This window comes from Polaribacter sp. PL03 (assembly GCF_033875165.1).
In the GTDB taxonomy this organism is placed as follows: Bacteria; Bacteroidota; Bacteroidia; order Flavobacteriales; family Flavobacteriaceae; genus Polaribacter.
In genome coordinates this window covers 124,321-138,108 of sequence record NZ_JAWZSV010000004.1, presented here as the reverse complement: position 1 = coordinate 138,108, position 13,788 = coordinate 124,321, and the positions used below count along the sequence as shown (strand labels likewise).

Here is a 13,788-nt window from a genome sequence, read left to right as displayed (position 1 = left end):
ATGAGAGATTTGCGCATTGTTTTTATGGGAACTCCAGATTTTGCTGTGGCCATTTTAAAACATTTAGTAGAAAACAACTATACAATTGCTGGCGTTATTACTGCGCCAGACAAACCAGCAGGAAGAGGAAGAAAATTAAATGAATCTGCTGTAAAAAAATATGCAAAGTCTCAAGACCTAAATATCTTACAACCAACTAACTTAAAAAATGAAGATTTTTTACAAGAGTTAAAAGCTTTAAACGCTAATTTACAAATAGTAGTTGCTTTTAGAATGTTACCAAAAGTAGTTTGGCAAATGCCAGAATTTGGTACCTTTAATTTACATGCATCTTTATTACCAGAATACAGAGGTGCAGCACCAATACATTGGGCTATAATTAATGGTGAAACAAAAACAGGTGTTACAAGTTTTTTTATTGATGATAAGATTGATACTGGTGAAATTATTCTACAAGAAGAAATTGCTGTTCTTGATAATGAAACTGTAGGTACTTTACATGACAAATTAATGTTCTTAGGTGCTGGTTTAGTTTCTAAGACCGTAGACTATATTAGTAAAGGTGAAGTAAAAACAACTAAACAACCAGATTTAGAAGAAAAGTCTGCACCAAAACTAAACCCAGAAAACACAAGAATAGATTGGTCTGATTCTTTAGACAATATATATAATAAGATTCGTGGTTTAAATCCTTTTCCAACAGCTTGGACAATTATTAAAAATAATGAAGAAGAAGTTTCTGCTAAAATTTATGCGATTAGAAAAGAAGTAGAAGAGCATAATTATGACTTCGGAAAAATTATTGCCACCAAAAAAGAGTTAAAAGTAGCTGCTAGTAAAGGATACATAATAATAGATGAAATTAAACTTTCTGGTAAGAAGAAAATGGATGCTAAAAGTTTACTAAATGGCTATTCTTTTTCATCTGAAGCAAAAATGTACTAAAGCCTTTATTAATGCGGTTTGTAGGGTTTTTCGATTTTCAATGCTTGGTTTATTAACAATTGACCTACTTTTATTAACAAAAAAGCATTTTTATGCCCTTCAAATTTGCGTAAACCCACAATCCGTCTATATTTGTTAAGCTTTTAAGCGAAAAATACAATTATTAAATAATTTTAAAAATCAATTTATTATGAACAAGTCAGATTTAATCGATGCAATGGCTGCAGATGCAGGAATTTCTAAAGTAGCTGCAAAATCAGCATTAGAGTCTTTTACAGATAACGTAACTTCTTCTTTAAAGAAAGGTGATAAAGTTGCTTTAGTTGGTTTCGGAACTTTTTCTGTTTCTAACAGAGCTGCAAGAACAGGTAGAAATCCTCAAACTGGAAAAGCTATTGAAATTGCTGCTAAAAACGTAGCTAAATTTAAAGCTGGAGCTGGATTAAGCGATGCTGTAAACTCATAATTACAGTCTCTTAATAATATAAAACTCTCTTTTTAAGAGAGTTTTTTTTTTATTTAAAATTTTCCTTACATTTAAAACAAAAAAATGAATGTCTAAACTAGATCCTAAAAAAGGTAGATTGCTGGTTGCAGAACCATCTATTTTAAATGACAATTCATTTAATAGAGCTATTGTATTGCTAACCGAACACACAGATAGTAATTCTGTTGGTTTTATTTTAAATAAGCCTTTAGAGTACAGTATTAACGATCTATTACCAGAGATAGATTGTTCCTTTAACATCTATCAAGGCGGACCAGTAGAACAAGACAATTTATACTTTGTTCATAGAATACCCCAATTATTAGATAAAAGTGTAGAAGTTGCCAATGGTGTTTTTTGGGGCGGAGATTTTAAACAACTTAAAAATTTATTAAACGAAGGTCTTTTAGAAGAATCTGATATTCGTTTTTTCTTAGGATATTCTGGTTGGGATAAAAACCAATTAACAGACGAATTAAATGAAAAATCTTGGTTTGTTGCAGAAAATGACTTTGATAATATTTTTTCTAATGATCAAGAAAGCCTTTGGAAAAACAAATTACTTCAAAAAGGTGGCAATTATAAACTTTGGGCAAATGCCCCAGATGATTTTAATTTAAACTAATTAGCAGCTATCTGTAATACTTTTAAGTTAGCATGTAACTTACTAGATAACTCTGTTGTAAAAGACTTCTTTTTATATTTAGTAACTGCTTGAATGCCTACAATTGCATTTGTGATAAAAACCTCATCTGCCTTCTGAATTTCGAAAGGTGAAATAGCTGTTTCTTCTATAGTAAAATCTTTATTTTTAGATAGAATTTCTATTACCTTACTTCTAACAATACCTTTAATACAACCTTCTGTTAAAGCAGGTGTTTTTACTACGTTGTCTTTAACTACAAATATATTTCCGTTAGTTACCTCTACTACACCTTTGCGTTCGTTTAATAAAACACAATTTTCTAAATCATTTTCATTAGCATAAATACTTGCTAAAGTATTTATCATTCTATTATTTGTTTTTACAGTAGACAACAAACCAGAATAATTATAAAAATCTTTAAACACATCTACTTGATACACTTCTTTCGTTTTATAATTAAGCTCTGAAGCTTCAATTAAATAATCTATTTCGTTTGTTTTTGGCGTATACAAACCACCGTCTTTTCTAAAAACATTTAAACGAACTCTGTAAGAAGTAACTTCTTCTAGAACAGCAACTGTTTTTAAAATTTCTTTTTCTAAAAACTCTAAAGTAAACTCCATAGGAATTTTCATACGAAGCATTCTCATAGAAGCCATTAATCTAAAATAATGATCTTCCCAAAAAACTACTTTTTTATTAACTACTTTAACTGTTTCAAAAATTCCGTCTCCGTATTTAAAACCTCTATTGTCTGTTGTTAATTTTATGTTTTCCTTGAATAATAACTCACCGTTAAAATTAATCATTGTTTTATTTTTAAGAATTGCAAAAATAATATAATTCAATAGATATTAAACATAAAAAAACCAGCAATTCTGCTGGTTTTAATATTATTTATAATTTGATTTAAGCACCAATTGTATGTCTTAATTCTTCTATTTGATTCTCCCAAAGTTGTTTAGACTCTTCTACTTCGTCTTCATCGTCTGCAAAATCTGTAACAATTAAAGAAACGTCTTTAGTTAACGCGTCTACTTCTATCTTAATTTCAAAAAAACTTTCATCATCTTCGCTTTCTAACCACTTCCAACGCATTCTTTCGCCAGCTTTTTTTGTAATTAATTCAGCTAATTCCTCTGTATCTTCCCAAACAAAACTAAATATTTTACCTCTAGAATTTACTTTATCGGCAAACCATTCTTGTAAGTTTGATGGTGAAGAGATATATTGGTACAGCATGTTTGGCGATGCATGAATAGGGATTTCTAATTCAAATTTTACTTTTTCCATTGATTATTTTCTTAAGCGAACAAGATAGGTATTAATTCTATTTAAAAAAAATTAAAAACAATTATTGCCAGTTAATGAAATTCTATTATATTTGCAGCCTCAAAACCATGGCGAGGTAGCTCAGTTGGTTAGAGCGCAGGATTCATAACCCTGAGGTCACGGGTTCAAATCCCGTTCTCGCTACAAGCTTAATGCTAATTAAATCAACGAATTGTGTCTCACAATTCGTTTTTTTATGTCTTCTATTTTCTTACTTTTACAGCAAGTACACGAAAAGGTACACGATTCAGCTATGAAATTGAATTATTCAGAACCCAAAATCTTTACTGGTGGTGTAGATATAAACACTTGGTCAAAACTCTCTAATACAGATAGAAAACATGCTCTTTCTAAAAATTGGTATGTTTACTATTCATATAGAAACCCAAAAACAGGGAGATTAAAAAGGCAAATAAATATTAAAGCAGGCGCTAATTATTATAAAGACAAAAAAAGTCGTTATCATATATTATCGAAATTAAAAGAGAGTTTAGAGTATGTTTTATCAAAAGGTTTCAATCCTTATGGAGATAATAGTTCATTAGCAGAATTTATTGAACAATTACTTTCAAGTGATGAAAAGAAAATAAATAAAACAAAGACAATTGCTGAAAAACGAACCTTTATTGAAGAAACGGAACCTATTGCTATTGTTTATCCCATAAAAAAAGCTTTTAATTTAGCTTTTCAAATAAAATCTAAAGTGCAAAGTGAAAATTCTCATGCTAATTTTAGAAGTAGAATCAATAGGTTTATTAAATGGCTGCAAAAAGAAAGTATTGATTTAGAAGGTGATATTTCAATCATTAATAAAAAACTTGTAATACAATACTTAAACACTGTATTACAAACTACAAGTTCTCGAAATAGAAATAACACAAAAACAGATATAAGTTCCTTATTTCAAACTTTAGAAGACAATGAGATTATATACGACAACTTTATTAAAAAAATCAATGTCTTAAAAGCAATTCCTGAAAGAAACAAAACGTATACCTCAACTCAAGAAAAAGAAATATTCGCCTATTTAAAAGAACATGATACAATTCTATACCTTTTTGTACAATTTGTATCATATAATTATTTAAGACCTATAGAAGTTTGTAGATTAAAAATAGGTGATCTTGATTTAAAGGATAAAAGACTCTATGTAAGAGCTAAAAACAAACCTGTAAAAATTAAAATAATTCCTGACATTTTAATTGACCAGTTACCAAATATTTCTAATCTAGATAAAGATCATTTTCTTTTCACTCCTGATAAATTTGGAGGAGAATGGGAAACAAAAGAAAATAATAAAAGAGATTTTTTTACCAAACAATTCAAAAAAATAAAAGATCACTTTGGTTTAGATAAAAATTATGGATTATATAGTTTTAGGCATACTTTTATAACCAAGTTATACAAAGAAATGGCAAAAACAGCTACTCCTTTTGAGGTTAAAAGTAAATTACAATTAATTACAGGTCATGCAACGATGGAAGCTTTAGAATTATATCTTAGAGATATTGATGCTGTTTTACCTGAAGATTATTCAAAATTATTAAAATAATGAAGAAAACATATTTTGGGACACTTAACCCTCTGGAATTATATGGTTTGGGATATGATCAAACGGACAAACTTTTATTTGACAAGGGTTTAATGGTTGAAAGCTATAGCGAAAATATTGCTCCTTCTTATTCTACGGAAAAGCTTGGAGTAATGACTGCTAAAATTGGAATTTCTAAAAAAAACTTAGAATATAAATACACCGCTAAATTGGCTAATATGATATTTGATTTTATTTTAGAACATTATAAGGCTGGTGTTGGTGGAGATAATATACTATTCAATAGACACTTTGAGGATGAAACATATGGATTATCTAAAATCGAAAAAAGAAGAATAGGTTTAGATTACTTTAATAAATATTTCAATTTAGCAAAAGGAGATATACAAATAGGTTTAGAATATAACTCTGAAAAAGAAGTTGTTTCAGAAAAAAGATTTAAAACACTCTTTAGAATTAGGGAATCTTTTAAGTATCATTTGCAAGGGCATAATAGCTTAGTCTTACCATATCTGTTTGGATACTTAGATTATTTTAATAGAGAAGTTTTTGAATCTACCCCTTTTTTGGTTGACATGTTTAAATTTGAAAATAATTTATCTATTCTGATTAGCCTAAATACTAAATTCAAGTTTGAAGAAGATTCTATTTTTACACCAAAAACTATAGCTCAAAATATATACGAAGAATATTCCAAAGAATTTCATTCTTTAAAACAGCTTGAATTTATAGAACTTCTATTAAGCAATGAAAATAATAAAATACATAGTTATATTGTGAGTCTTTTTTTCTTTTTTAAAAAAGATTTACAATATAAAGTTCCATCAGCTAAAGTATTTCAGAAGTTAATAAATAAAAACTTTAATCTTACAATTGGCGGAATAAAATTAAGTGACTCAAAAAATTTAGAACACTTAAAAAGGTTAAAAAGTATCAAAGAAGTTTGGACTAAATTTGATTGAAAGAAGAGTCATTTATTAAAACACCCTACTCTCAACTTTTTCACCCTAAAATACCTTAAGAATACCCTTTCTCTTCCCTTGTAAAAAAAACATTGTATCACTTTATTTACACCTATCTAAATGCTATTAGTTAGGTGATAACCTTTATGGTGAAAATTCACTTTACTTTCTAAGAGCATTTATTAATAATCTTTTAAAAAGTTAAAAATGAAAACAACAATTAATTTTAGAGTTGATGAAGAACAAAAAGAAGATCTTCAAATTCTAGCAGACCAAAGATGTGTGAAAATATCTGTAATTATAAGAGAAATAATTTCAGATTATTTATGGGAGTTAAAATATACTAAATCAGATAAAAAGTCAAATGAGATAATACTGCATATCCCTTCAAGTCCAAAGGAGATTACACTATATATCCCACAACCTAGAAATAATCTAGATAATTAAATCTATTTATTATGAAAAATAATAAAATAGATCAGATTATTAATGATATTGAAAAAAACCAAAAGCTACTCAAAGACAATTCTTTAGAGCGTAGCTGTTTGGTTGTTAAAAAAGCCAACACTTGGGTTGAAGAAGCAAAAAACAGACCGATACCTAATATGCTTTTTAGTGAATTATGGTATGAGAAGGAAGTTTGTATTCTTTTTGCAGATACAAACCTAGGTAAGTCTATTTTGGCTGTGCAAATAGCAGATAGTATAAGTAGAGGAATTGCGATTCCTGGGTTTAAATTGCAGAGTAATGCAAAAAAAGTACTCTATTTAGACTTTGAGTTGTCAGACAAACAATTCGAAAACCGTTGTTCAGAAGATTATGAAAATCATTATGAATTTAGTTCAAATTTTCTTCGAGCTGAGATTAATACAGAAGTTGATATCCCAAAAGAATTTAAAGGCATTGAAGACTACTTATGTAAGACGTTAGATGCAATTATTAAAAGAAATGACACCTCCGTTTTAATTATTGATAATCTTACTTTTTTGAGTAGTGAAAATGAGAAAGCAAAAGATGCTTTAGTGTTAATGAAAACACTTAAAAGATTATCACAGTCAGAAAACTTATCAATACTCGTATTAGCGCATACACCTAAAAGAGATGAGTCTAAGCCTATTAGTAAAAATGATTTAGCAGGCAGTAAAATGTTAATGAATTTTTGTGACAGTTCTTTTGCTATTGGTAGTAGTTCTCAAGAATCATCATTAAGATACATCAAACAAATAAAACAGCGTAACACAGAGCATTTATATCATACAGAAAATGTTATTGTATGTAGCCTTGATAAAGAAACTAATTTTATAGAATTTCATTTTGAAGATTTCGATTCAGAAACAGCACATCTTAAATCATTTGATTCTATTAGTTCTGATCAAAAAAACGAACAAATAAAATTATTTATTTCTGAAGGACTTCCAAATGTTAAGATTGCCGATAGATTAGGCTTAACTGAAGGAGCAATTAGAAAAAGAAGAAAAAAACTAAATATCTAAGATAGATGGTTGCTTCAGATATATATAAAATAGCAAAAGCTCTTTCTAAAGAAGAGTTTATTAAGCTATCTGATATGCTAAGAAGCGATGTAAATAAAAGTGCCCTAAAATTAAAAAAGAATAGTGTATTGCCCGATTTCACAAAAGAGGATGGCTTGCGTTATTTATTAGAAAATCATATTAGAAAAAATTAAAAAACATAATCGTACCATTCGTACTTAAAAACAAGTACGAATGGTACGAATTCAAAAAAATGAAACATAATTATAAATACAGTTTAGATAGATCAAGTAAAAAATTTGTTTGCCCAAATTGTAATAAAAAAACATTAGTAAAATTTGTAGACAATGAAACTAATCATTATTTAAATTCAACGGATGGACGATGTGATAGAGAAAGTAAATGTGGTTATTTTAAAAAGCCTACATCAAATTGTATTACAAATATTAATAACTGTATCACAGAAGTAATACAACCTTCGTATCACAATAGAAAAGTATTGCAAGATTATTGTAATACAAAGCAACAAAGTAACTTTATAAGCTATTTATTAAAACATTTCGAACCTAAAGCTGTATCACGAGTAGTAGACCTGTATTACATTGGTACAACAAACTACTGGCACCGTGCAACAATATTTTGGCAAATAGACACAAAAAATGTAATACGAGGCGGTAAGATAATGCAATACAATTGTGGTACAGGAAAAAGGGTAAAACAACCTTTTAATCATGTTAGTTGGATACATAAACAATTAAAAATAAAGAATTTTATATTACAACAATGCTTATTTGGGCTACATAATGTAAACCGTATTACAAAAAAAGGTACAATTTGTATCGTAGAATCAGAAAAAACGGCAATTATTATGAGTATTATAGTACCTAGTTTTTTGTGGTTAGCAACTGGTGCAACTGGTGTCTTTATTGGTTTTCAAATTGTATTTTTTAAGTGAGCACGTATAAGCAACTGGTGTTTTTGTTGGTTTTCTAACCGTATTTTTACGTGAGCAATCACAAGTTTTACAGGAAATAGTTTTAAGAGCTATTGGTTATGAAAACATTTAAATCGGCAACTTCGGTTGTCGCTTTCTTTTTATGTAACAAATACCCTTATTGTTTCAACATCATAAATTAGAAAAATAAAAGTTAGATTTTAATACCTAAAAAAATTATTGAAATTTTATATAAGCAGGTAAATGATCCGATAACTTTCTTGCTTCAGTTAAGTTTTTACAAAATTTAACAAAATCAATATTACAAGACTCTATAACTTTATTATTTTCTGTAGATGAATTATCTTTTCATTGCTTTTTTTTTGCGAAAAAGATAAAATAAGACTAAGAAAAGTAAACTACCAACTTTAAAACACAAAGTATTCACTATTATTTTTATTTTGAATTTACCTAATTTTAATTTTTAAACTAAGTTGATGGTTATTAATCTCATAATTATCTAATCTAGAAAATCCATTAATCTCAATGCCCCATTGCACCGTAAGCCTCTTCAATCTATAAACCATCCCAGGAGAATTTCTCACTAACTATATCAGTTCGTCTTTCTTCTCGTTAAGATATCTCCATTGTATTAAGATCTTAATCCTTCTCTTCTTTGTTAGATAATTCTTGTAGATAGGTTTCACCTGTGAAATTCGCAAATGATTTGACTGCTTTATGATTGGGTTGTTTAACAGGGTATACTAATGTTTTATATTCCATTAAGGTAGGTTTTCTTTTCTTTCTTCAAACCTCTTCCTAAAACTAAACTTTAAAAAATGTTTACAAAACCAACTTAATTTTCATTAATAATTGTTAAATATTTTTATTATGTTTTCTATTTTCATTTTAGTATTTTAATTAAAAAAGTTAATACATTGTAAACTCTAAAAATACTGGTAGGTGATCAGATAACATTCTAGCATTTTTTATATTACCACATGTTTTAACAAAATCTAAATGATCTGAATTAACAAACTTAACTTCTAATGAATTGTAGTAAATATTATCAATAGAATGATTTAAATAAACACCATTCTTACATGCCGTTTTTAAGGTAGTTTTTTTATTTTTAACAGCACTTTTAAATCCTAATTCATATAGATCACTCCATACTTTATGACGTTCATTTAAATTAAAATCTCCAACAATAAAAATATTGTTCGTATTTAACCTTTCTGGATAATCATTGAAAAATTTTATTTCTTCTTCTGGATGATCATTGTGTTTTCTTGAATGAAAATTGACTACATAAAACGGCTTTGTGCCTTTTTTTAGTTTAAACTTACCAATAAATGGCTCTCTAAAACACTTATCTTCTAAGTCTTTATCTAAATATGCTTTTTTTAACAAACTAACTTTTGATGTTTTCCAAAGAAAAGCATATCGTTCTGACATGTAAACTGATGGACTTTTTGTAGGATTACTAAATTGATAATCCCATTTACTACCCATTCTATTTAATTCATCTGCAATTCTAGCAACAGCCTGTGCTCCTGCAGGATCTTTAGCAACTACTTCTTGAATGGCAATAAGATCATAATTTCTTAGAATTTTAGCGATTTCAATAATTTCTTCTGCATTCTTAGTTTTTCCTAAATCTTGGATGTTCCATGTTACAATCTTTAATGAATTAGATGATCTTATTTTTTTTTTTGACCTAGCCTGTAAGGGCTTTGAAAATATAACATTTTCTGCTAATTCCTCTTTTTGGGGTGAGAAGTTTTTTTTATGACCTGAAGTACAAGAAAATAATAGCACAACTAGTACTCCAACAATTAATTTAAACTTATTTTGTATCATAATCAAACTTATTATTTAGATATAACAAGGTCTGAAATATCATTTATACTCAAACACTGACTTTGTTACATTTTCCTTTATCTAAAGAACAATAAAAACTTTATAACTACTCATAGAAATCTCTTAAAACGTTAAATAAAGAACCTCTATACCATCTTGTGAATGAAATACTTTTTTAATATTTAAAAAAAAATATGAAACTTTAAACATTATTATTTTTTATTCTGAATTATTGTATGGAAGGACAATTTACATAATAAGACCATACAGAATGGGTATTGCCTCCTCCAATTACTTCAATAGTAACCGTACGTTTACTAAAAGGGATTATAATTATTTCATGATCCCTACCAGTAGTGTCGTTGAAACTCCAAATAGGCAGTTTGGTCCTTATTTCTCCCATAGAACAGTTATAGATATTTATAATATCTGCATGTACATCACCGGTATAATAAGAAAAAACAAACTCCCCATTTTCTTGTTTTAAATCAAATTCTATAATAGAATTTTCACCTGCATTTCCAGCATCTCCTCCTGAATTACATTCCGCTATTGGTTCAACGATTACAGGTGGAGATAATTTATTCAGATATATAATACTCTCCTGTGTCTTAAAATAACTTAAAGATACTTTTGAATTTAAGCTTTCATATCCCGATTTTCGAGCAAAAACATCAGTAGATTGATTATTAAAAATTTGCTTATACAAAGGGTATTTACCATATTTCATAGACGATTTACCAAGACTATCAGTTTTATAATTATTACTCTGAACTTGATAAACACCTAACTCAGAACTTGAAACATCTACTAAACCAATAGGTTGTTTCGTAGATTTATCTAATATTGTAAACTCATGAATGACTTCAGTTGGAATGAGTAGTAAGAGTAAAAAAAAAAAGATGAATGGCAACCACCACCATAAAATTCGTTCCTGTTTAACTATAAAAGTATACTTTTTTTTATCTGTATGTTTAAACTCTTGTTTCCAACTGGTCTTCTTATAATTCATAAAAACTCCATACTCAATATCTTTATTTAGAGAAGTAATAGAGACAATGCCATTATTATCAGTTGTATAACTTGTTTTTCCATTTAAGCCATAAATATCAATTGGCTGATTAACAATAGGCTTACGTTTCCTATTTAAAAACTCTAATTCAATATTTCTTTCCAATAATGGTTTTTCTATATTGATTGGTTCTTCTATAATAGGTAAATCGTATGTAATTGTGTAAGTTTTGTTTTCACTAGGTAAATTTGAATACAATAATTCATCTCCCTCATTTGAGAATATTTGAAAATCTCCATCTTTTTCAGGATGTTCCAATTCATACACCCCATTTGAATCAGTTTTGAAGTTTCTGTTTTTGAATAACTCAGATTTAAATGAAAAATTTTCGTTTGCTACAGCTGTACCGTTTGAGCTAATTATCTTAAAGGTTAAAGTATAGTTTCTTTGGACAACTATAACATATTCTTCTATTGTATTTAATTTTAATTTTACCTCTTGAAAACTTTTTTCAGGGCTATTGATTACTATTGTATTTCCTTTTTTTAAGTTATTTATCTTAATTACCCCCTCCTTATTCGAAGTTCCTTGGAAGTTTAAATTCTCTGATAAAACGACAGCATTTATACCCTCTAAGAATTCATTTTTATTGGATTTAAATTTGATAATAAATGATTTCATAGTTGCAGAGAATATCTTTTTTAAAACACCTTCTCTTTTTATATGTTCATCTTTTGTATACCCCCATTCCGTAAGAATAATACTAATATTATTATTTAAATCTTTTGTATAAAAAATAGCGTTTTCATCTGGTATTTCTATTATATTTTCTAAGAACCCCTTATCTGAAATACCTTCTAGGGTTGTAGCCAATTTATTAAGTGCACCTTGAATTAACTCATCAATATATTGTTTACCTTCTTGATCTAACGAAGTGTAATTAAGATAAGGTCCATCAGTGTCTGCTTGCCATACAATTGTACCTTTATTAATTTGTATAATTGGCTTAGCAAACTCCAAATTTTGCAGGACCCCTTGAATTTTTTTATGAATAATCTTATAATAATGTGAATTCGAAGCATTATCATTAAATACCGATTTTATTTTCCCTAAGTTGGATTCATTAACTATATTCATAATGCTTTCATTTTTAATAAAAGTTGATTAATTTGAATTAACTTATTGCTAGTACCATTTACCTTTTTACCAGTTTCCTTCATTAGCACCTTAATCTCTTCTAAGGAAATATCTCTATCAATCGACTTAATTAAAGCCACACATCCTGATATAATTGGTGATGCCATAGAAGTACCGTCCATAAGTTTAAATTGCTGATTAGGTATGCTACTATAAATATCAACACCTGGCGCATAAATATCAACTCCTTCTCCATAATTAGAGAATTGTGCTTTTTTTTCATTTCTATCGGTTGCACCTACAATTATGGAGACTTTTGACCTCTTCATAGGATCTAAATCTGAAACTACAGAAGAGTTTCCTGCAGCTTGTACAATAATAGTACCTTCCTTTTCTGCAATTTCATAAACTTCATTCCACATTTCAGCTTCATCGATATAAATTGTCTTTGCATACGCTTCTTGTTGCTCTTCTGTTAAATTTCCAAATGCATAAGATAAATTCATTCCCAATGACATATTAATGATATCCGCATCATTTTTTAATGCATAAAAAATACCATCTAATATAGAAGAGGTTGTCATCATCCCTTTATGATCTGCAATTTGAATTGGTATTAATTTACACCTAGGCGCAACTCCTGAAATTCCAATACCATTATTAATTTCTCCAACAACTGTACCTGCAACATGAGTACCGTGAATCATTTTATTGTTGTAGGAACTTATTTTGTTTGAATATTCAAATACATTCCAAGGTTTTTCTATTTGATTTATAAGCTCTTTATGATTTGGATCAAATGAATCATCTATAACAGCAATTTTGATGCTAGGGTCTCCCATTGTTTGATTCCATGCCTTAAAAAGTCCAATTTGACTGTAAAACCAATCATAATTTGGGTTGTTAAATCCTGGATCTGTTTTAGTTTGACTAGAGGTTAATATGGATTCATAACACACAAATTTAACTAATGAAAAATCTTGTTTAATTTGTGCCTTTAGGCCTATTCTTCTACTTGGTGGAACCTCAAACTGTACACGTTTATATGCATCGGCATAATAGGTTACTTTTAAAGAATCATTAATGTAATTACTAATTACATTTTGAGAAAAGACCTTTAAATCCGTTGTATCCTGTACATATACATTTAATAGGTTTGATATTATTGGTCTCTTTAAAGGATCGTCGGGTCTTACTATTATTTTTAAGGTGTCAATAGGAATTAATAAATTTGGTTTTTCTGGAAACACAGGTTTTCTATGAGCATAATTGGGATTAGTACCATTCCAAAACTCATTAGGAGAATTGCAATTTCTTAATAAGAACACCGTAGTCAAAATTACCAAAGCTGCTATTACGAATGGTAAAATTGATCTACTTTTCCCAAATTTCTGAAATTCAAATTCTTCTTTTTGCATTGTATAA

The 13,788-nt window shown here is 28.4% G+C and carries 14 protein-coding genes and 1 tRNA gene; 10 read left to right on the top strand and 5 right to left on the bottom strand.

Translation table 11 applies throughout. The features are described 5' to 3' along the window. The 3 genes from fmt (at position 1) to SHK09_RS09365 (ending at position 2,057) form a co-directional block, all read left to right on the top strand. Positions 1-945 carry a methionyl-tRNA formyltransferase gene (gene fmt / locus SHK09_RS09375; protein ID WP_319810512.1) on the top strand — a complete coding sequence of 315 codons (945 nt, stop codon included), beginning with the start codon at positions 1-3 and terminating at the stop codon, positions 943-945. Between the two features lie 190 nt (positions 946-1,135). Continuing rightward, entirely contained in the window at positions 1,136-1,411 is a 276-nt protein-coding gene (locus tag SHK09_RS09370) for an HU family DNA-binding protein (protein ID WP_319810511.1), read from the top strand. Between the two features lie 88 nt (positions 1,412-1,499). Continuing rightward, positions 1,500-2,057 (top strand): YqgE/AlgH family protein, encoded by a 558-nt coding sequence (locus SHK09_RS09365; protein WP_319810510.1) that lies wholly within the window; start codon positions 1,500-1,502, stop codon positions 2,055-2,057. Here SHK09_RS09365 and SHK09_RS09360 read toward each other — a convergent pair. Both SHK09_RS09360 and SHK09_RS09355 read right to left on the bottom strand, forming a co-directional pair. Then, a complete protein-coding gene (locus SHK09_RS09360; RefSeq protein WP_319810509.1) occupies positions 2,054-2,887 on the bottom strand; it encodes an aminotransferase class IV in 834 nt (277 codons plus the stop codon). The genes SHK09_RS09365 and SHK09_RS09360 overlap by 4 nt on opposite strands. 100 nt (positions 2,888-2,987) lie before the next feature. After that, entirely contained in the window at positions 2,988-3,371 is a 384-nt protein-coding gene (locus SHK09_RS09355) for an START-like domain-containing protein (RefSeq protein ID WP_319810508.1), read from the bottom strand. A 109-nt stretch (positions 3,372-3,480) separates the two neighbouring features. Here SHK09_RS09355 and SHK09_RS09350 point away from each other — a divergent pair. From SHK09_RS09350 to SHK09_RS09320, 7 genes are all read left to right on the top strand, one after another. After that, positions 3,481-3,554: transfer RNA gene (locus SHK09_RS09350), tRNA-Met, on the top strand. 52 nt (positions 3,555-3,606) lie between these two features. Beyond that, the gene (locus tag SHK09_RS09345) at positions 3,607-4,962 is read left to right on the top strand and encodes a tyrosine-type recombinase/integrase (RefSeq protein ID WP_319810507.1); all 1,356 of its coding nucleotides are present in this window, start codon (positions 3,607-3,609) and stop codon (positions 4,960-4,962) included. After that, positions 4,962-5,924 (top strand): hypothetical protein, encoded by a 963-nt coding sequence (locus tag SHK09_RS09340; protein ID WP_319810506.1) that lies wholly within the window; start codon positions 4,962-4,964, stop codon positions 5,922-5,924. The genes SHK09_RS09345 and SHK09_RS09340 overlap by 1 nt, the downstream gene beginning before the upstream one ends. A 207-nt stretch (positions 5,925-6,131) precedes the next feature. Beyond that, positions 6,132-6,371, top strand: coding sequence for a hypothetical protein (locus SHK09_RS09335; RefSeq protein ID WP_319810505.1), 240 nt, complete (start codon positions 6,132-6,134; stop codon positions 6,369-6,371). An 11-nt stretch (positions 6,372-6,382) separates the two neighbouring features. Next, the gene (locus tag SHK09_RS09330) at positions 6,383-7,417 is read left to right on the top strand and encodes an AAA family ATPase (protein WP_319810504.1); all 1,035 of its coding nucleotides are present in this window, start codon (positions 6,383-6,385) and stop codon (positions 7,415-7,417) included. Positions 7,418-7,422: 5 nt separating this feature from the next. Continuing rightward, positions 7,423-7,611, top strand: coding sequence for a hypothetical protein (locus SHK09_RS09325; protein ID WP_319810503.1), 189 nt, complete (start codon positions 7,423-7,425; stop codon positions 7,609-7,611). 59 nt (positions 7,612-7,670) lie between these two features. Then, the gene (locus SHK09_RS09320) at positions 7,671-8,372 is read left to right on the top strand and encodes a DUF6371 domain-containing protein (protein WP_319810502.1); all 702 of its coding nucleotides are present in this window, start codon (positions 7,671-7,673) and stop codon (positions 8,370-8,372) included. 909 nt (positions 8,373-9,281) lie between these two features. Here SHK09_RS09320 and SHK09_RS09315 read toward each other — a convergent pair. The 3 genes from SHK09_RS09315 to SHK09_RS09305 form a co-directional block, all read right to left on the bottom strand. After that, positions 9,282-10,214, bottom strand: a complete 933-nt coding sequence (locus tag SHK09_RS09315; RefSeq protein ID WP_319810501.1) for an endonuclease/exonuclease/phosphatase family protein — start codon at positions 10,212-10,214, stop codon at positions 9,282-9,284. A 229-nt stretch (positions 10,215-10,443) separates the two neighbouring features. Beyond that, entirely contained in the window at positions 10,444-12,363 is a 1,920-nt protein-coding gene (locus SHK09_RS09310; RefSeq protein ID WP_319810500.1) for a hypothetical protein, read from the bottom strand. Beyond that, positions 12,360-13,781, bottom strand: coding sequence for a S8 family peptidase (locus SHK09_RS09305; RefSeq protein ID WP_319810499.1), 1,422 nt, complete (start codon positions 13,779-13,781; stop codon positions 12,360-12,362). The genes SHK09_RS09310 and SHK09_RS09305 overlap by 4 nt, the downstream gene beginning before the upstream one ends. Positions 13,782-13,788: the final 7 nt, after the last annotated feature.